A 20,200-nucleotide genomic window follows, 5' to 3' on the forward strand; every position below is an offset into this window, starting at 1 on the left:
TCGTTTAAGGTTGCAGGTGCATGATAGAACTACAGAGAACAAGACATCCCTTCAAGAAGCATGCACTTATAACTTTATTAATCAAATGGAGGTAAGAACTATGGAAGACAACAAAAAAGACTATAGCGACTTCTTTAAGCCGCAGAACGACAATAGCAGTAACAATGATCAGGCTAATCGAAATGATTCTAATCATCAAGACCCGCAAGATCCACAAGATCCTAACAAAGCAAGACCTTCCTACTATTATTCGTATGGCCCTTACAAGTCGGCTTTTAACGAAGAAAACGAAGGTCATTCGCTTACAACTTCTTCGTCGGGAACTGAAGGAACCTCCAGTGTTGAAGTTACTCCGCCTAAAAACTTGCGTCCTTTCAGTTTTGGACCTGAAGCAGGCGCTCCACAAGGCTCGGGTCCTTGGGATCCAAACGCAAGAAAGCGTTCATCTGTGAAAAGCGTTTTCGCGGCTTTCATGGCAGGCGCCTTGGTCGTAGGTGCACTTATGTTCAGCGCTGATAAATTGAATTTGTTTACTGGCAATCAGCCTCTAGCTTCGGGCAGCTCCACAGCGGCTGCAACGAAGAGCGGGAGCACTAATGGAGGCGAAGTGAAAAATGTTGGGCTGGACGTTGTTCGCCCGGGGAACATTTCGGCTATTGCACAGAACGCTGGGCCTGCCATTGTTAAGGTTGAATCACTAGTAAAACCGAAGCAATCAAGCCGTGGCGGTAATTCCCTCTTTGATGATCCGTTCTTCCGTCAATTCTTTGGTGATAATGGCGGCGGTAATACAACGCCTAACAATAATCAGAATAATTCCGGCAGTGGTGAACTACAGCCAGCAGGTATGGGAACAGGATTTATTTTTGAAAAAACCGGATATATTTTAACCAATGAGCACGTTGTGGACGGTGCTGATGAAATTCAAGTAACGGTAGAAGGTTATGATAAGCCTTTTAAAGCTAAATTGTTAGGTAACAGCTACGATTTGGATTTGGCTGTACTCAAAATCGAAGGCGAGAAAGAGTTTCCAATCCTTCCACTTGGTAAAGCTGAAGATGTGAATGTTGGGGATTGGGTTGTTGCTATCGGTAATCCATACGGCTTCGACCACACGGTTACTGTAGGTGTGCTTAGTGCGAAGGAGCGTCCTATCAGCATTCCAGATTCCAAAGGAACTCGCGAGTATAAACACTTGCTGCAAACGGACGCATCCATTAACCCTGGTAACTCCGGCGGACCTTTACTGAACTTGAATGGTGAAGTTATTGGTATTAATACTGCCGTTAGTTCTCAAGCGCAAGGTATTGGTTTCGCCATTCCTACTAGCACAATTTCTTCTGTTCTTGAAAATCTTAAAAACAATGTTCAAATTCCTAAAGAACCAGTTCCTTACTTAGGTGTAGGTCTACAAGATATTGGTAAAGACTGGGTAAGTGAACTGAAGCTTTCGAACACAGACGGAGCATTAGTTGGCAGCGTTCAACGTAAAAGCCCTGCTTTCCAAGCTGGTCTGCGTCAATACGATGTCATTGTAGACATTAACGGAGCCAAGGTGAAAAATTCGCAGGAATTGATTACCAAAGTTCAAGCGACTAAAGTTGGCGACAAAGTTACTTTGGGACTTATTCGAGACGGCAAGCGTATGGAAGTACCTATTACAATTGGGGATAAAAACTCACTAGCCGAGACCCCTGCCCAATAATAAAAGAAAAATTAGAGATAAATAAAGGTTAGTTCGGAATAAAAGGAAGTGGAGTCCCGCGGCCGCAAGCTTGCAGGCTCTACTTCTTTTTGCTTAGATAGCTGAATTTGTTACAATGGTTGATAGAAGGGTGGTCAAAGTCGATGAGAGAGAACATAATGGTGATTGATGATGATGAGAAAATTACGTCTATGTTGAGACGAGGTTTGGCTTTTGAAGGATATTCGGTCGTCACTGCGACTAATGGTGCGGATGGTCTTAAGCAAATGTTGACAGCGGAACCACATCTGCTGATCTTGGACGTTATGATGCCGCATATTGATGGCTGGGAGGTCGTTCGTCGAGTGCGTGAAAGCGGCAGCGAAGTACCGATTCTTATGCTTACAGCAAAAGATGAAGTCAGTGACCGCGTGAAAGGCTTGGATCTCGGTGCTGATGATTATTTGGTCAAGCCGTTTGCGCTTGAAGAGCTGCTGGCTAGAGTGCGTGTACTTCTTAGGAGGAGAACAGAGCGTCCTGAGCAGCAGACGAATAGATTGAATTATGAGGATACCATTTTGGATTTGGATACACGTGAGGTTTTTCGCGGTGAGAAACTGATTGAGTTAACAACCAAAGAGTTTGATTTGCTTCACTTGTTCATGCAGAATCCGAAGCGTGTCCTTTCACGAGATATTATTATGGAAAAAATATGGGGCTACGATTATAGCGGTGAATCCAATGTTCTGGAGGTCTATATCGCGCTGCTGCGCCAAAAGACCGAAGAATTTGGCCATAAACGATTGATTCAAACGGTTCGGGGGGCAGGTTACGTATTGAGAGGGGAATCTTAATATGTCTCTTCGCTTGCGGCTAACGCTTTGGTATTCAGGGATATTGGCACTAACCATGCTGCTTTTTGGCATTGTTCTTTATTTTTTCTTGAATTATTTCCTATACGATCAGATTCGCCAAGATGTGAAAAGGGAGGCAGGCAATAGCTCCTTGCGTATTCAGAAGAGCATTGCTCTTTCACAGAAGGGACTCGTCGTTGATTTGGAACTGGAAAGCAGGGATTTCTACTCTACGAATACGTTTCTGCAATTATATAATGTTGCACTCAAAAGCTTTAATCGCTCGGCTAACTTACAATACTATGATGTTACTTTGCCTTTAGCGAAGAATACGATTGATAAATTAATGCAAGAGGATGGTTTTTTCGAAAAGACCAAGGTGCTTGGGCAAGACTTCCTCATTTATAATCAAGCGATCAGGTCCGATGCCCAGAACCAACTTATCGGGATTCTTCAAGCGGCAGTACCGATTGGCAGTTATGAAAAAACAGCTGTTACCCTTAAATATACGCTGATGATTTGGGCATTGCTAACGATTATTGTGGCAGCTTCACTAGGCTGGTTCTTGGCACGCAAAGCGCTCAAGCCGATCGAACGCGTCATTGACGCCGCGAATCAAATAGGAAGCAGCGATGATCTGGAGAAACGTATCCACTATGACGGTCCACTTGATGAGATTGGGCGCTTGACGGAGACGATCAACGGGATGCTCTCTCGTATTCAGATCACCTATCTGGAATTGGATGAAGCGTACCGCGCCCAGCGCAGGTTCGTATCGGACGCTTCTCATGAGCTGAGAACACCGCTTACAACGATTCGAGGAAATGTCGACTTGTTGGAAAAGATGTGGAAGCAAACTTCGGGGAGTACAGAACTTGCTACGCCAGATCAAATGCAGATGTCACTTGAGGCCATGCATGATATTGCAGGAGAAGCACAGCGAATGAGCAGACTAGTCAATGATCTTCTTGCTCTGGCGAGAGCAGATGCCGGCGTTCTTATGGAAAAGAAGCCAGTTGAGATCATGTCGCTCGTTCAAGAAGTGGTAAGGCGTGCTCAATTGCTCGAGCATACCGCTGATTGGCAAGTGGGTGATTTAGATGCATTAGAACATGCGGTTGTGCAAGGGAACCGGGATTACTTGCAACAATTGTTGTTTATTTTCATCGAAAATGCGTTCAAGTATACACCCGTTGGAACCGTAAGGTTCGAGGCGTCGCGAACGGATAGCTTTATTGGAATTCGGATTACCGATACGGGAATTGGCATGGATAAAGAGGATATTCCTCATATTTTCGACCGCTTTTATCGTGCAGATTTATCCAGGGGACTGACGTCTGGAACTGGACTTGGTTTATCGATCGCCAAATGGATTATTGATGAACACGGTGGGTCTATTGAAGTGACAACACGTAAAGACGAGGGAAGTACCTTTATGATTTGGCTGCCAGCAAACTTTCCTCTCTCTGTATAATCAGCTATAATGAAAGAAAATAATGTTTCTTAGGCAGGTGGAAGAAATGGAAGTAGTCCGAATATCACCCAGAGGCTATTGTTATGGTGTTGTAGACGCTATGGCACTTGCTATGCAAACTGCTAAAAACTTAAATCTTCCGAGACCTATTTATATATTAGGCATGATTGTTCATAATGCGCATGTCACTGATTTCTTCAAAGAAGAAGGTGTCATCACATTAGATGGTGAGAACCGGCTTGAAATATTAGAACAAATCGAAACAGGGACGGTCATATTCACAGCTCATGGGGTATCTCCTGAGGTAAGACGCCGAGCCCGAGACAAGGGCCTGACCGTTGTGGATGCAACCTGTCCAGATGTAACGAAGACACACGATTTAATTCGAGAAAAAGTAGCCGACGGCTATGAAGTTATCTATATCGGGAAGAAAGCTCATCCTGAGCCGGAAGGGGCAATAGGTGTAGCTCCGGACAAAGTACACCTCATCGAAAAACTTGAAGAAGCAGACCGGCTAGACATAAAAGCCCAACGTATTATTATTACGAACCAAACAACAATGAGCCAATGGGACATTAAGCATATTATGAATCGTTTACTGGAACTATTCCCAAAAGCTGAGATCCATAATGAGATCTGTTTAGCCACGCAGGTTAGACAAGAAGCGGTTGCTGAACAAGCGAAGGAAGTCGATCTGGTCATCGTAGTTGGAGATCCGAAAAGTAATAATTCGAACCGCTTAGCGCAAGTTTCAGAGGAAATTGCAGGAGTAAGAGCGTATAGAATATCTGATATCACGGAGCTTAATCGCAGATGGTTAACCAATGTACGCAAGGTCGGTGTTACGTCTGGTGCTTCAACTCCGACACCTATTACCAAAGAGGTAATTTCCTACCTGGAAGCTTATGATTTAAAAGATGAAACCAGTTGGGATATTACGCGTACTATTAATATGAAGAAGCTCATTCCAGCTGTTAAATCCAAAGCAGCGAGTAGTGAGTGATCTCTATTTATTCCACAGGGCGGGATTGAGACCAGCATGCAAAGCACTCAGAAGGTGAAAATGATGAAAGTGAAAGCTCGCTACGATTGGAAAAGCACGAAGCGCTGGTTTAGATATAAATATTTACTTCTCTTACGTGCCAAAGGCGGTCCTTCCAAGGTAGCACGCGGCTTTTCAATTGGATTGTTTGTAGAGATGTTTACACTACCTACAGCCGGTTTTGCATTCGCTCTTATCTTTCCGTTGGTCTATTTATTAAGAGCTAATTTACCTGGAGCGTTAATTGGTTTTGTGTTTGGAAAAGTGATTTATATTCCATTCTCGATTCTCAATAAGCAAGTGGGGGATTGGTTGGTACCGAAGCACTTTAAGATTTATCTGATCCATCATTTACCCCACATGCTTTCTAACATTATTAGAAGTGGTTTGGATTTGATTGTAGGCGGTATGGTGGTTGGGTTGATACTCGGAATTATTGCTTACTTCCCAATTATGCTCTTACTTAAATACCATGCGAATCGTCGCAAAGAAAAACGTAAAATCCGTAAAGATCAACTTGCCCCTTCGAATACAAAAGAATAGCAAATAAATAAACGCTTGACGAAAACTCGTCAAGCGTTGTATATTTACTTTAGTGATTAAAAGCGTAGAAGCGAACAAGCGTTGAAGTAAACAAGTGTTCCAACCCATATAATAAGGAGCGTGTTTAAGATGATTGCCATTACATCCAACAAAACGTCAGATGAGCGTATTCAGGAAATTGTACAATTCATAGAAAAGCAAGGTGTCCAAGCTCATGTCTCCAAAGGTGAGGATCGCACAGTAATCGGAATTATTGGTCAAGCAGATCCTAAATTAGCAGAACAGTTGCGTCAAATGTCAGGAGTTGAGCAAGTCGTGAAAATTTCCAAATCCTATAAATTAGCAAGTCGTGACTTTCATCCGGCTGATACGGTTATCAAAATTAAAGGTGTTGAAATCGGTGGCGAGCAGCTTGTTGTCATGGGCGGCCCGTGTGCTGTAGAAACGCCAGAGCAGATTGATGAGATTGCACGTTTAGTGAAAGCAGCGGGAGGTCAAGTTCTCCGCGGTGGCGCATTTAAACCAAGAACAGGTCCTTACAGCTTCCAAGGTGTTGGCGTTGAAGGCTTGATCATGATGGCAGAAGCGGGTAAGAAGCATGGTCTTCTTACCATTACAGAAGTCATGACACCTGAGTATGTTGATGTATGCGCACAATACGCGGACATCCTACAAGTAGGTACACGTAATATGCAAAACTTTGATTTGCTTCGCAAGCTCGGAACCATTCAAACGCCAGTACTGCTCAAACGTGGTTTCAGCTCCACATATGATGAATTCTTGAATGCTGCTGAATACATTCTTGCTGGCGGTAACCCGAATGTTATGCTTTGTGAACGCGGAATCCGAACATTCGAAACGTACACGCGGAATACACTGGATTTATCGGCAATTCCGGTTCTTAAACAATTGAGCCATCTTCCGGTGATCTCAGATCCGAGTCACGGTACTGGCCGTAGAGAGCTTGTTGTTCCTATGACTAAGGCATCCGTAGCCGCAGGAGCAGATGGTTTGATCATCGAAATGCACACAGATCCAGACAATTCAATGACTGGCGATGGCGTTCAATCCTTGTTCCCTGATCAATTCGCTAATTTGCTTGTTGATCTTGAGAAGCTTGCTCCACTGCTTGGTAAAAAGTTTGATACACATAAAGAAGTTATCTTGGCGTAACGGTTATAGTTCTAATATGACTGGTTTCCTCGAAAGAGGAAGCCAGTTTTCATGTTTTTAGATATAAGACGGACAAATATGTGAATTAGTGTGAGCATAGCTTACACATCTTTAAAAAATACCTGACATAAGTATTGACTGTGTAAGCTTAATCGCTATATAATATGTGCAAGATAACAACCAAAAGTTGAACATTAATCATGCAAAGTACGTTGAATGTACGGAAATGGGAGGGTTTTTAAAATGTCAGTTCAAAATGTGTTGAACCTTATCAAGGAAAAAAATATTGAGTGGGTAGATTTTCGTTTCGTAGGTCTTTCCGGAAAAGCACAGCATATTTCTTTGCCTGCTACTGAAGTAGATGAAGAAACTTTCGTTAACGGAGTCGCGTTTGACGGTTCATCCATCCCAGGATTCCGTGGTATTGAACAATCTGACATGGTTATGATGCCAGATACTGAGACTGCGTACATTGATCCTTTCACAGCGCACCCAACATTGATCATTATGAGCAATATCCATACGCCTGAAGGCGAACGTTATGATCGCGATCCACGTAGCATTGCTCAAAAAGCTGAAGAATATTTGCAAACAACTGGTGTAGGTACAACAGCATTCTTCGCACCTGAGTCCGAGTTCTTCATTTTTGATGATGTGCGTTTCGAAAATGGCATGAATAAGTCTTACTTCGAAGTTGACTCCGAAGAAGCAGGCTGGAACACAGGCCGTAAAGAAGAAGGCGGAAACCTTGGTTATAAAGTTCCAGTTAAAGGCGGTTACGTTCCGGTAGCTCCAATGGATTCCCAACAAGACATTCGTTCCGAAATGTGCAACAAGCTTGCTGATGCAGGTCTTCGTATTGAGCGTCACCATCACGAAGTGGCTACAGCTGGTCAAGCTGAAATTAACTTCCGTTTTGACACATTGACTAAAACAGCAGATAACCTGCTCAAATACAAATATATCGTTGCTAACACGGCTAGAGAATATGGTAAAGTTGCTACTTTCATGCCTAAGCCACTGTTTGGTGACAATGGTAGCGGTATGCACGTACACATGTCCATCTTCAATGAAGGCGAGCCTTTGTTCTATGAAAAAGGAGCATATGCAAACCTGAGTGAAATGGCAATCAACTATATCGGTGGTATTCTTTACCACGCACCAGCATTGATTGCTTTGACAAATCCAAGTACAAACTCCTTCAAACGTCTGGTTCCTGGTTATGAAGCGCCGGTTAACCTTGTATTCTCCAAAGGTAACCGTTCCGCAGCAGTTCGTATTCCAATCGCAGCTGTGACACCTAAAGGTTGTCGTATCGAATTCCGTACACCGGATAGCACGGCTAACCCATACCTCGCTTTCGCAGCAATGCTGATGGCAGGTCTTGACGGTATCAAAAAGAAAATCGATCCGCGCGCTCTTGGATACGGTCCTTTCGATACAAACATCTATGAAATGTCCGATGCAGAGAAAGCTGAGATTCGCAGCGTTCCTGGTACATTAGATGAAGCTTTGGATGCTCTTGCAGCAGATTCCGACTTCTTGATTGAAGGCGGCGTATTCACACAAGATTTCATCGATAACTATATCGAATTGAAACGTGGCGAAGCGAAAGCTGTAGCAATCCGTATTCACCCACACGAGTACAACCTTTACTTCGATTGCTAATTCCTTAGCATTTATACATCAATATCATACGAGCTGCTTCTTTCATAGTTTTCTATGGAGGAAGCAGTTTTTTCATTTATCGATATTAAAACTCTTTTGATAATAATTCTAATTAATGCTGTTATTTGATGGAAATTAAGGTATAATGAATGCATGAATCAGATGTGAAAGGAAGATCATTATGAAAATTACCATGATAGCAGGAAGTAATCAGAGAGCAGCGACAAGTACAAGACTTGCTGAATATATCAAGCATCTTGCGACCCTAGAGGGCCACCAGGTGACATTGATTGACTTGTATCAAACACCGCTCCCTTTCTATTCACCAGACGATGCAAATGCGGGGCACGAAGCTCTAGAGAAATTAAAAGAAGCGATGCTTGAAGCAGAGGGGATCGTGTTGGCAACACCGGAATATCATAGTGGAATTTCCGGAGTTTTGAAAAATGCACTTGATCATCTTGGACAAGATCATTTCAATAATAAGGTTGTCTTATCTGTAAGTTCAGCAGGCGGGGCAATTGCTGTAAGCTCTCTGACACAGATGCAAACCATTGTACGCAATCTGCATGGCATTAACTGCCCAGATTGGCTATCTATTGGAGGCGACCAACGGAAGAACTTCCAAACGGGTGTAACCTATCAAGATATCCATCCAGATGTCGAAAAACGTGTTCGTCGTGTTGTGGGTTCATTCCTCGATTTAGCCAAACAATTGACAGTTAAACTAAGATAATAGTTTCCGATAACAAGACGCCATTAAATATATTATGAGCAACGCAAAGTGTAAACTACGCTTTGAGTTGCTCATTTTTTTATGTTTAACAACATGCTGCGATGAATTGGAATTCTCTTTACAGGGACGTTCCGATCTGCTAAAATAACCACAATCAATTGTCAACCTTAAACCAGATTTTAAGTTGACAATCAAATATATGGATGGTGATCATTTGTGACAACGGATTACGAACGTCTTGCTGCAATGAACAAGTCGCACTTATGGCTTCCTTTTACGCAGATGAAAGACTACAACAACGCTGATCCTCTCATTATCGAACGCGGCGAAGGTATCAGGCTTTATGACGTCCAGGGAAGAGCCTATTACGACGGTTTTTCGTCCGTTTGGCTTAACGTACATGGACACAATGTACCGGAGTTAAATCAAGCGATTGCGGACCAGTTAGGGCGAGTCGCCCACTCCACCCTTCTAGGAATGGCCAATATTCCGGCAATCGAGCTAGCAGAGAAGCTGGTAGGGATCGCTCCGAAAGGATTAAATAAAGTATTTTATTCGGATTCAGGAGCAACCGGTGTCGAGATTGCGATCAAAATGGCATTTCAATACTGGCACAACCAGGGAGCACGGGGGAAAACAACGTTTATTACGATGAATCAAGCGTATCACGGAGATACGCTTGGCGCGGTTAGTGTGGGTGCGATACCGCTGTATCATGATGTGTTCCGTCCCATGCTGTTTCCATCGCACGTTATTCCATATCCCTACGCTTATCGCCATAAAGGGGGTGCGGCAGAAGCATTGGAAGCTACGATAACTGCACTGCGCAAGTTGCTTGAGACGAGCGCGGATGAGATCGCGGCTCTCATTGTGGAGCCTATTGTGCAAGGGGCTAGCGGGATGATTGTCATGCCGCCGGGCTGTTTACGTGAGATGGCAGCGCTCTGCCGCAAGTATGACGTACTGCTTATCGCCGACGAGGTGGCAACCGGCTTTGGTCGTACAGGCGCTATGTTCGCCTGTGATCTCGAAAATGTATCACCAGATTTGATGGTGGTAGGGAAGGGGCTGACCGGCGGCTATTTGCCTGTGGCAGCGACACTTGCAACGGACGAGATTTACACCGCGTTTTATGCGGATTACCAAGAGCAAAAAACATTTTTTCACGGTCATTCCTACACGGGGAACCCACTTGGCTGTGCCGTTGCTTTGGCCAGTTTGAAGCTGTTTGAAGAGAACAACATCATTGAAGGAGTTAGAGCTAAGGCGTCACTTGTCGAGAATAAGCTCGCAGCACTTAAGGAACGACCGCATATTGGTGACATCCGGCAAAAGGGACTGATGATCGGAATCGAGCTCGTACGCGATAAAAATTCACGTGAGCCCTACGATTGGGTAGAACGAATCGGTGTTCGTACGAGCATGAGGGCCAGAGAGCTCGGGATGCTGACGAGGCCGCTCGGTAATGTAATTGTCTTCATCCCTCCGCTTGTTAGCACAGAAGCTGAACTTGAATCGATGACAGATATTTTGGCTGAATCGATTGTTGACGTCACGGAAGGCAGCGCAATTTCATGAACAAAGTCAACATGGGATCGATACGCGGATTATTTGTGACAGGCACAGACACCGGCGTTGGGAAGACGATTGTGACGGCAGCCATCACCGCTGCGCTCCGCGCCGAAGGACTGGACGCAGGTGTATGGAAGCCGGTGCAGTCCGGTGCACTCCTTGGAAGCGGAGTTACCGATGCTGAACGGCTGCTGCAAAGCACGGGAATCAATGGGAGGCCAGAGGCGGTGGCGCCATTTACATTTGAAGCTCCACTTACTCCGATGCTCGCCGCAAAGCATGCTGGTGTGACCTTTACGCTGAATGAGCTTATCGCCGCTGGTAAACCGCTCATTAAACGTTATGAAGCGCTGCTCATTGAAGGTGCAGGCGGTGTAGCAGTTCCGCTGACCGATGATGCTCTCGTAGTGGACTTGATTTCTGAGCTTCATATACCTGCTCTAATTGTAGCCCGTTCTAGCCTCGGCACGATTAACCATACGCTTTTGACTGCATCATTTCTGCGGCATCATGAAATCCCGATTGTAGGCGTCATAATGAACGACGGTGAATTAACGGAGCGGCATGACGATCCGAGCGCTGATACGAATGCGGAACTTATCGAGCAATACAGCGGCCTTAAGGTCCTCGGTCGATTTCCCCGTATGCACACCGATGTGAATTCAGAAACCTTGATACATACCATACAAAAAACAATACAACTCGCACCCATCAGACAGGCTTTGAAATTTAATCTATAGCAAATGTTTACAAGAAAGCTTTCCTACGAAAGCGCTAAGGAGGATGAAAATGATGGAAATTATTGCTGCCGATATGGAGTGGCAAGCGCTTGCCAAAAAAGCGTTGAGTGGGGAATGTTTAACGTTAGAGGAAGGGCTATCTGTGCTCGAAGCTGACAATGATGAGGTACTGCCCTTGCTGCAGGCTGCTTTTAAAGTGAGAAAACATTTTTACGGTAAAAAAGTGAAGCTGAATATGATCATCAACGCCAAAAGCGGCCTTTGCCCCGAGGACTGCGGCTATTGCTCACAATCCATCGTTTCTACGGCACAGGTTAAAAAATACACCCTGCTTGATAAAGACACGTTGCTTGCAGGCGCGCGTGAAGCCATGGCACGCAAAGCAGGAACTTATTGCATTGTAGCAGCCGGAAAAGGTCCGACAGACAAGGAACTAGATCAAGTGGTGGATGCAGTCAGAGAAATCCGTGAAACGATGCCGCTAAAAATTTGCGCATGTCTGGGCATTCTGAAGGATGAGCAAGCTGAACGTCTTGCAGAAGCGGGCGTACATCGATATAACCACAACTTAAATACCAGCAAAGCCAATTACACATCTATCACCACGACCCATACCTACGACCAACGTATTGAAACGGTGGAAAAAGTAAAGACACACGGCATGTCTCCCTGCTCCGGTGTGATTATCGGCATGGGTGAGACAAATCAGGAAATTGTTGAAATGGCTTATGCACTCCGCGAGATCGATGCGGATTCGATTCCGATTAATTTCCTAAATGCGATTCCGGGAACCCCGTTGGAACATGCAGGCCGCACGCCGTCTATGAAAGCTTTGAAAGTACTGGCACTGTTCCGTTTCATCTGTCCGTCTAAAGAAATTCGAGTAGCGGGCGGTCGTGAGATCAACCTTCGTACTCTGCAGCCGCTATCATTGTACGCTGCAAACTCACTATTTGTTGGTGATTATTTAACAACAGCAGGCCAAGATGTTGGAGCGGATCATCAGATGATTGAAGATTTGGGATTTGAGATTGAATTAAGTGCCCTTTAAGGTGGAACTGACATGAATTGGATGGAAAAAGAACTCGAGGCAATGGCGGACGCCTCGTTGATACGTTCCTTACGTGCATGCAGCTCGATCCCAAAATGTCCTGGTTATACGGTTCGTGGAGAACGCGCGCTGCTCAACTTGTCTTCCAATGACTATTTGGGACTATCCCAACATCCCAGCATTATTGAAGTGATGCGTGAAGCGCTGCTCATCGAAGGTGCAGGCTCTGGTGCTTCGCGCCTTGTGACAGGCAACCGATTGGCTTATGGCCGACTTGAAGAAGCACTATCCGATTGGCAGAACTGCGAAGCAGCGCTTGTTTTTGCAAATGGATATATGGCGAATTCTGGTGTTATTAGTGCGCTAGTAAGGCGAGGTGACGTTGTTTTCAGCGATCAGTTAAACCATGCCAGCATTGTGGACGGCACTATATTGAGCCGTGCGGAGCTCGCCAGGTATCGTCATAACGATATGGAACATTTGCGTTTCTTATTGAGTAAGTACCGTGATAAACGGCGAAAGCTGATCGTTACAGATGCCGTCTTCTCAATGGATGGTGATCAGGCGCCTTTGCATGAACTCGTTCTGCTCAAACACGAATACGGGGCGATGTTGATGGTGGACGAGGCACACAGTGGGGGGATATACGGGGGGCGCGGTGAGGGATTGTGCCATGAACTCGGGGTGCAGAATGAAGTGGATGTCCATATGGGAACGTTCAGTAAATCTTTCGGAGTGTATGGCGCCTATGTATGCGGTAGCCACACACTCATTCGTTGGCTGATAAATAAGGCAAGGCCGCTCATCTATTCAACAGCGCTGCCTCCTTCTCTTGTTGCTGGCAGTACAAAAGCATTAGATTTGGTACAGACTGAGCACTGGCGCCGTGAACGGCTTCACGAGGCTATTATGCTATTTCGGTCCTCGCTTAGCGCGGCAGGATTTGATGTCGGTGCCGGCGATTCTCCAATTGTTCCGATAATCATCGGCGATAATGATATGGCCCTGCGTTTCAGTAATGCTCTTGAAGATGAAGGGATAGCGGCGGTTGCTATCCGCCCACCTACTGTGCCTGATGGTACAGCGCGTATCCGCTTTTCATTGTCAGCCGCTCATACGGATAAGGAATTGATCGCTGCCACCGCAAGAATCCGTACTGTCGGACTTCAACTAGGAGTGCTAAGACTATGATTGCATCGACAAGCGGCACCATCTTATGGCTGACCGGTTGGAGCATGCCGGATACGGTTTTCGATCGACTTCGCGAGTCACTGCCGGATTTTCATCATGTTTCCGTAGATTACAGTGATGCCGATTCTCCGGAGAAAATGCTGCTGCTCACGGAAACGGCTGTAAAAAATTTGATAACAACTGAGTATAAGAAGGCTTTACTTGGACCGCTATTGATCGGAGGTTGGTCGCTCGGCGGATTACTGGCGTTGAGGCTAGCGGTTAAAGGTTATGCTGATGGCCTGGTGTTGTTTGCGGCTACAGCTCGTTTTACCCGTTCTAAGGAAGAATTGGACCGTGGCTGGGCAGATGCCTACGTTAGGCAGATGATTAAGGGTCTCATGAAGGACCGACAGGGTGTTGAAATGAAATTCCGACAAAATATGTTTACGGAAGCAGAATGGGAGGCAGGTCTTGGCAAAAGATTTCCTCTCCTTGGCAGCTGGACAACTTCGGCGCTAATTGCTGGTCTTCAGATTTTGCGAAGTGAGGAAATCTTGTCTGGACTGCCGGAAATTAAATGTCCGGTTCTTCTTGTTCATGGCACGGAGGATAAGATTTGTCCTTACAACGCTGCGGAGGAGCTTGCAGCACAATTGCCTCAAGCAGAGTTGTTTTCCATACCCGACAGCGGGCATGTGCCGTTTTTGGGAAGAGAAAATGAGATAGCTGAGGAACTGAGGCGATGGTGGGATGAGCAGTAGGATAACGAATATTGAGCGTCAATTTAACCGGAGTTCAGCGGGGGCGTATGATGTTTACGCGAATGTACAGCGCATTATGGCAGAGCAACTTGCAAAATCTCTCATTGCGTGGAAAGGCGAAGAAGTTATAGAGACGTCTAACATTCTTGAGATTGGCTGTGGCACGGGTACTCTGACCGGAATTCTGGTTAACGAATGGTCCAAAGCGTCTATTACAGCACTAGATATTGCACCTGGAATGATCAAAGTGGCGGAACAACGTGTCCGATCAATTGCGGTTAACCATTCAGCTATCAGTAATAGTCAACCAGATCGATTAAGCTTTATTCATGCCGATGTAGAAAGGTGGTCGACAGATGCGCAAGAAGCCTCTTTCGACCTCGTTGTCTCGAGCGCCTGCTTTCAATGGCTTAAAAATCCGAAGCAAACGTTACGTCACCTTCGGCAGATGCTTCGTCCTGGAGGCTTATTGGTGTTCACAACATTCGGGCCGAGAACGTTTTACGAGCTGCATCAGTCATTTAATGAAGTGTATCGAGCTAGTGACATGGAACCACAGCGGCACGGACTGTCGTTTCAATCCGATGCTCAGTGGAAAAACTCGCTCAAGGAAGCAGGATTTTCAAGTATTCAAAATGAGCGTTTGATTCAAAAAGAAACGTATGCTTCCGTTAGAGATTTTCTACTTTCGGTTAAAGCAATGGGAGCCAGCACTTCGGAAGCTGCCGCTACGCCTGGCCTCAGCTCGCGAAGGCTGTTCGCAGGCATGTATAAGGCATACGAAGATAAGTTCAGCATACAGGGAGGCATCGCTGCTACTTACGATCTTCTTTTGATCCAAGCTAGGGTCTCACGTTAATAGGTTCATGGATAGAGAATCAGATATTTTCTGAGGACTCTATCCTTTTTTGTTTCCACACACTTTTGACACATTTATGTGGTACAGTTTGGAAAATAGGGCGAGGGGGGAGATCATGGGAGTACCATGGACTAACAAGGAAGTCGTTTATTTATTACATCGAGCCGGATTTGGTTCCACTGGGGAAGAAGTCACCGCTTGTATTGCACTTGGTCATGAGGAAACGGTGCGTCGTCTTATTGCCGGAGAAGCGTTGATCGATCAAGCGCCATTGCTAACCCCATTTGATCAATTAACCGCTGATGGTAAGAAATCATTAGATCCGCTGCAATTAGCCGATCAACAAATGTACTGGTTATATCGAATGGTCTATTCTAGTGCGCCGCTCATTGAGAAGATGACGTTGTTCTGGCATGGACATTTTGCTACGGCGAATTACAAGGTTAACGATGTCACGTTAATGGTTCAACAAAATACACTTTTTCGCAAATATGCACTAGGAAATTTCAAAGAACTCGTACTTGCCATTGGCAAAGATCCAGCTATGATGATTTGGCTAGATGTGAATCGGAATAAAAAGGGTAAACCGAATGAGAATTATGCCCGCGAAGCCATGGAGCTATTCACGCTTGGTATAGGTCACTATACAGAGACTGATGTGAAGGAAGCAGCGCGCGCTTTCACTGGTTGGACCTATGATAAGAAGGAAAATAAAGTAGTTTATAATCCCAAACAACACGACAATGACACGAAAACGCTGCTTGAAGAAACGGGAAAGTTGGATTCGGATGATGTGATTGAAATTATTTTCCATCAAAAAACGCTGCCGATCTTTCTTGCTACAAAGCTGCTCAAATATTTTGCTACGGACAGCCCATCCGAAAGTTGGATTCAAAAAGTTGCCGAACATATATCAAATAAGGCTACTTTAGGGGAAGTGCTTCAGGAGCTATTTCTATCTGACGAATTTTATGAGGAGAAATTGCGGTTATCTCTCATCAAAACACCGGCGGACTATGTTGCAGGTATTCTCAAATGCTGTAAGCTAACTGTTTCGAAGGGGCATGCACAAGCGATGAGGAGGATGGGACAGGAGCTATATTCCCCGCCGGATGTTGCAGGTTGGAGAGGAGGCGCCTCATGGCTGAATACAAGCTCCTTATTATCAAGGTATCAGTTTGCCGAGTCCATCGCCAAGCAACTAAACGGCAAGGTGCTCTTATCGGCAGAGTATACACCTGAACAACAGAATCGTCCGGAAGAATGGGTGAAATTGTGGAGTCAGCGTATTGGAATCACTGATTTATCGGATAAGACTTTACAGGGTTTAAGCACTTACGCAGACGATACCATTATACATACAAAGCAAAAAAATGCGGGTTTGAGAGGCTTGCTTCAATTAGTGCTGATTAGCCCGGAAGCTCAAATGAAATAGCAAGGGGGGAGAAAAGTGAAGTTATCGAGAAGGGATTTCCTGCTTAAAGGAACAGCCATGTTTGCGACTTTAGGCCTAGGTGGGGCTTTCTTTACGGAAACGGGAAAATCGATTTTGGCTGGCGGTTTTGACGATGATGTTGATGAACCAGTGCTTGTTGTTGTTCAGTTAAGTGGCGGGAATGATGGCATTAATACGCTAATCCCTTATGGACAAGGGATTTACTATGATGAGCGGCCAACGCTGGCTTACCAGCAGAAGGATGTGCTTGCTTTAGATAATCAAGTAGGCTTGCATCCGAGTTTAGTTGGCCTGGCTGCACTTTATAAACTTGGGAAGATGGCTGTCGTACAGGGAGTTGGATATCCAAGACCCGATCACTCTCATTTCCGCTCAATGGAAATTTGGCAGACAGCTGAGCCAACGAAGATTAGTCGAAGCGGTTGGCTTGCACGCTATGCAGAGTCTTCTTTGCGGGATAGCAGCAATCCGCTCAAAGCTATTCAGATTGGCGCAGGGGGCAAGGCTTTTGCTTCGGAGAAAATGAGCTTTCCCGTTATTCAATCTTTAGAAACGTATCATCTGATTGATCCGAAAACAGCGATGATGGACAAAAATCGGATCACCAAAGCATTCTTGGAGATGTATGGTGTACAGAATCAAACGGAACAGCTGCGTGTCGTATCAGGCCGTGGATATGAGGCCTTCAAGAGTGTAGAAGCGATTCAAGCTTTAACGGCTACCTATGCGAATAAAGTGGAGTACCCGAAAACTAATTTTGCAAGAGATCTCCAATTAGTATCCAAGCTGCTGGCTGGTAAATCGGGCACAAGGATATTCAATGTACAGATTGGCGGTTTCGATGATCATGCCGATGAGAAGGTACAGCATGCCAAAGTGCTGACTCAAGTCGACGAGGGGCTGACAGCGTTCTACAAAGACTTGGAGGCGCAAGGGCTGCAGGACCGTGTTGCGGTGATGATGTTTTCGGAGTTTGGGCGCAGGGTGAAGGAGAATGGAAGCGGCGGAACAGACCATGGAACAGCAGCTCCGATGTTTGTGATAGGAGGCAAGGTGAAGGGCGGTCTCTATGGAGCGTACCCGAGCTTAAGCAGTTTGGACAATGGCGATTTGAAGTATGAAGTTGATTTCCGCTCTGTTTATAGCACGCTTATTGATAAATGGTTAAAAGGTGATACCACCGCTGTGTTAGGCAAGTCCTATGAGTCTTTAAAGTTTATCTAATGAAAGCCGGGGCTCTGTGCCTCGGCTTTTGGTTTTTAGTCGTTCATGGTAACCTATTAAAAAAAGACAAAAAATTCATCGTGCCGGTGGAGGTGACTTAACGTTGAGCATAGAGCCTATTTCAGATCATCTGCAGGAGCATTTAAGGATACTTTTCGTGGGGTATAACCCCAGTATACGATCCGGAGAAACGGGTCATCATTATGCGAATCCGAACAATCGCTTTTATCGGATCCTTTTCCAAGCGGGATTAACACCTCGGCTGTATAAACCTCAAGAGGATGGGGATCTGCTGAAACTCGGGTATGGATTTACGAATATCGTGGCTCGCCCCTCGTTAACAGCTGCTGAAATTACGCCTGAGGAATACCGAGAAGGTCGACTTATTTTGAAACAAAAGATCCAGGCCTTTCGACCTTGTGTAGCCTGTTTTGTAGGAAAAGGCGTATATGAGCAGTATAGTGGCCTTAGGGGGATGAATTGGGGGAGTCAACAGGATCCTCTGGTTGAAGGTGTGATCGACTATGTATGTCCCTCTTCTAGTGGGCTTGTTCGGATGAAGCTTGAGGAGATGGTAGCTATTTATAGTGGAATTAAGACTTATATCGAAATGGAGCTGGGTTACTGATGAATATTCCATGGTTGGAATGGGCCAAAGAGATCCAGGCTATTAGTCAAGCTGGTCTTACTTACGGTGAGAATGGCTATGACTTGGAGCGATATGAGGCGTTGCGCAAGATCAGCGTGGAGATGTTGAGTTATTTCTCAGAGACACCGATCGATAAGGTGACGGCTTTGTTCGCCAGCGACACGGGGTATCAGACGCCGAAAGTAGATATTCGGGCCGTTATCTTGAGTGAGAACAAGCTGCTGCTTGTGAAGGAAAGAACCGACGGTGCTTGGGCTTTGCCTGGAGGCTGGGCGGACATCGGCCTCACACCATCGGAGGTCGCCGTCAAGGAGACCCGGGAAGAGGCCGGCTATGATGTCAAGCCGGTGCGATTACTGGCGGTCTTCGATAAGAAGCGCCACGCGCACCCACCCTCGGCAAATCACGTGTACAAGATGTTCATCTTGTGCGAGCTGGTGGGCGGGGAAGCACTTGAAGCCGGTCTGGAAACGATCGGCGCTCAGTTCTTCGGCGAAAGTGAGCTGCCGCCGCTCTCGGTGGAGCGAAACACCGCTGAGCAGCTGCAGCAGATGTTCAAGCTAGCCCGTGACCATACAGCGCAGACGCTGCTCGATTAGCCAAGCGCGTAAGGATTTTACCGCTTAAGTACGGGCTTCAATTGTGCGATGATATCCTCCATTTGCTTCGAGCAGTGTTCGTACATCTCTTTTGCAGCTTTATTTTTCGTTGTAAGCCCGAATAACATCAGATCGCCTTCGCACTTTTTTAATGTAGCAAAAAGGGAAGCTTTTTCCTGTGGCACAGGTACCATGATCTTGTCGTCAAATAAATCCACATACAATTGGCCGTAGGAATCGACTTGACCTAGAAATACATTTTCAATCGTCACACCTATTTTATCCAATTCGGTTTTAAGCCATCCCCGGTTAAAACCGATTGTGGCTAATGCTTCATCCATAATTTCACCATCCATGATAACCGCTTGGGGCTCCTTCTCAGGTGCGACTTTGATGCCCAAATGTTTTGGAGTCAACGGTTGATTATCACGTGTTAATAGAACATTAATTTCCCCGTTGGGCTCCATGATCGCAAATTCAACATCAGCCACTTTAAATGCCGATCTCTTTCGTAATTGCTCCATGAGTTCATCGGTGGTGAGTCGTTCCTTCTTTAAATTCTCTTCCAAAACTTTTCCGTCTCTAATAAGTACGGTTCCTTTACTATCAAAAAAGTCCCGCATTTTTTTGCTTTTCAGCTGCAAAAATTCAATCCCTAAAGAGCAAGCGACCCAAGCGGCTAAGGATACCAAACCAAGATACCAATCCGTATCCAAGTCCATCGATATGTAAGCCGCAAGACTACCAATTGTAATACCGGTAATGTATTCGAACAAGGAAAGTTGAGAAACTTGCCTTTTACCCAACACTTTCGTCATAACGAAAAGTACGCCAACCGCTAATAATGTACGTAAAACAATTTCAAACCAATCAGGCATATTGGTTCCTCCTCTGTTATTAAATCTAATCCAATCGGTTAAATTGTTTGTATAATCCTTGAAA

General features: G+C 45.4%; 19 protein-coding genes. 18 read left to right on the top strand and 1 reads right to left on the bottom strand.

The features are described 5' to 3' along the window. Window positions 1-100 precede the first annotated feature (100 nt). The 18 genes from GC102_RS24855 to GC102_RS24940 all read left to right on the top strand — a co-directional run bounded on the left by GC102_RS24855 (window position 101) and on the right by GC102_RS24940 (window position 19,258). Window positions 101-1,705 carry a S1C family serine protease gene (locus GC102_RS24855; protein ID WP_171691888.1) on the top strand — a complete coding sequence of 535 codons (1,605 nt, stop codon included), beginning with the start codon at window positions 101-103 and terminating at the stop codon, window positions 1,703-1,705. Between the two features lie 143 nt (window positions 1,706-1,848). Next, window positions 1,849-2,538, top strand: a complete 690-nt coding sequence (locus GC102_RS24860) for a response regulator transcription factor (protein WP_171691889.1) — start codon at window positions 1,849-1,851, stop codon at window positions 2,536-2,538. Window position 2,539: 1 nt separating this feature from the next. After that, window positions 2,540-4,012: a sensor histidine kinase gene (locus GC102_RS24865; RefSeq protein WP_171691890.1), complete on the top strand. Its 1,473-nt coding sequence runs from the start codon at window positions 2,540-2,542 to the stop codon at window positions 4,010-4,012. A gap of 46 nt (window positions 4,013-4,058) precedes the next feature. Next, window positions 4,059-5,015, top strand: a complete 957-nt coding sequence (locus GC102_RS24870) for a 4-hydroxy-3-methylbut-2-enyl diphosphate reductase (protein ID WP_171691891.1) — start codon at window positions 4,059-4,061, stop codon at window positions 5,013-5,015. Window positions 5,016-5,075: 60 nt separating this feature from the next. Next, entirely contained in the window at window positions 5,076-5,597 is a 522-nt protein-coding gene (locus GC102_RS24875; RefSeq protein ID WP_312880355.1) for a DUF2062 domain-containing protein, read from the top strand. A 129-nt stretch (window positions 5,598-5,726) separates the two neighbouring features. After that, entirely contained in the window at window positions 5,727-6,770 is a 1,044-nt protein-coding gene (aroF, locus tag GC102_RS24880; RefSeq protein WP_057304848.1) for a 3-deoxy-7-phosphoheptulonate synthase, read from the top strand. Between the two features lie 243 nt (window positions 6,771-7,013). Further along, window positions 7,014-8,438 carry a type I glutamate--ammonia ligase gene (gene glnA, locus GC102_RS24885; protein ID WP_171691892.1) on the top strand — a complete coding sequence of 475 codons (1,425 nt, stop codon included), beginning with the start codon at window positions 7,014-7,016 and terminating at the stop codon, window positions 8,436-8,438. A 181-nt stretch (window positions 8,439-8,619) separates the two neighbouring features. After that, the gene (locus tag GC102_RS24890; protein ID WP_171691893.1) at window positions 8,620-9,174 is read left to right on the top strand and encodes an NADPH-dependent FMN reductase; all 555 of its coding nucleotides are present in this window, start codon (window positions 8,620-8,622) and stop codon (window positions 9,172-9,174) included. Between the two features lie 246 nt (window positions 9,175-9,420). Continuing rightward, the gene (bioA, locus tag GC102_RS24895; protein ID WP_216628159.1) at window positions 9,421-10,752 is read left to right on the top strand and encodes an adenosylmethionine--8-amino-7-oxononanoate transaminase; all 1,332 of its coding nucleotides are present in this window, start codon (window positions 9,421-9,423) and stop codon (window positions 10,750-10,752) included. Continuing rightward, entirely contained in the window at window positions 10,749-11,486 is a 738-nt protein-coding gene (gene bioD / locus GC102_RS24900) for a dethiobiotin synthase (protein ID WP_171691895.1), read from the top strand. Before bioA ends, bioD begins: the two co-directional genes overlap by 4 nt. Before the next feature lie 52 nt (window positions 11,487-11,538). Next, complete coding sequence (gene bioB / locus GC102_RS24905; RefSeq protein WP_171691988.1) at window positions 11,539-12,537, top strand: biotin synthase BioB; 999 nt, start codon at window positions 11,539-11,541, stop codon at window positions 12,535-12,537. 12 nt (window positions 12,538-12,549) lie between these two features. Then, window positions 12,550-13,728, top strand: coding sequence for an 8-amino-7-oxononanoate synthase (bioF, locus tag GC102_RS24910; RefSeq protein WP_171691896.1), 1,179 nt, complete (start codon window positions 12,550-12,552; stop codon window positions 13,726-13,728). Further along, window positions 13,725-14,471, top strand: coding sequence for an alpha/beta hydrolase (locus GC102_RS24915; protein WP_171691897.1), 747 nt, complete (start codon window positions 13,725-13,727; stop codon window positions 14,469-14,471). Before bioF ends, GC102_RS24915 begins: the two co-directional genes overlap by 4 nt. After that, window positions 14,461-15,330 (top strand): malonyl-ACP O-methyltransferase BioC, encoded by an 870-nt coding sequence (gene bioC / locus GC102_RS24920; RefSeq protein ID WP_171691898.1) that lies wholly within the window; start codon window positions 14,461-14,463, stop codon window positions 15,328-15,330. The genes GC102_RS24915 and bioC overlap by 11 nt, the downstream gene beginning before the upstream one ends. A 115-nt stretch (window positions 15,331-15,445) precedes the next feature. Next, the gene (locus GC102_RS24925; RefSeq protein WP_171691899.1) at window positions 15,446-16,765 is read left to right on the top strand and encodes a DUF1800 domain-containing protein; all 1,320 of its coding nucleotides are present in this window, start codon (window positions 15,446-15,448) and stop codon (window positions 16,763-16,765) included. Between the two features lie 15 nt (window positions 16,766-16,780). Then, window positions 16,781-18,010 (top strand): DUF1501 domain-containing protein, encoded by a 1,230-nt coding sequence (locus tag GC102_RS24930; RefSeq protein WP_171691900.1) that lies wholly within the window; start codon window positions 16,781-16,783, stop codon window positions 18,008-18,010. Between the two features lie 109 nt (window positions 18,011-18,119). Next, complete coding sequence (locus tag GC102_RS24935) at window positions 18,120-18,638, top strand: mismatch-specific DNA-glycosylase (protein WP_171691989.1); 519 nt, start codon at window positions 18,120-18,122, stop codon at window positions 18,636-18,638. Beyond that, the gene (locus tag GC102_RS24940) at window positions 18,638-19,258 is read left to right on the top strand and encodes an NUDIX hydrolase (protein ID WP_171691901.1); all 621 of its coding nucleotides are present in this window, start codon (window positions 18,638-18,640) and stop codon (window positions 19,256-19,258) included. The genes GC102_RS24935 and GC102_RS24940 overlap by 1 nt, the downstream gene beginning before the upstream one ends. Window positions 19,259-19,275: 17 nt before the next feature. On the opposite strand, the gene GC102_RS24945 is transcribed toward GC102_RS24940, so the two are convergent. Next, the gene (locus GC102_RS24945) at window positions 19,276-20,136 is read right to left on the bottom strand and encodes a DUF421 domain-containing protein (protein ID WP_171691902.1); all 861 of its coding nucleotides are present in this window, start codon (window positions 20,134-20,136) and stop codon (window positions 19,276-19,278) included. Window positions 20,137-20,200: the final 64 nt, after the last annotated feature.

It is taken from the genome of Paenibacillus germinis (genome assembly GCF_013141785.1).
GTDB classification, from domain to species: Bacteria; Bacillota; Bacilli; order Paenibacillales; family NBRC-103111; genus Paenibacillus_E; species Paenibacillus_E phytorum.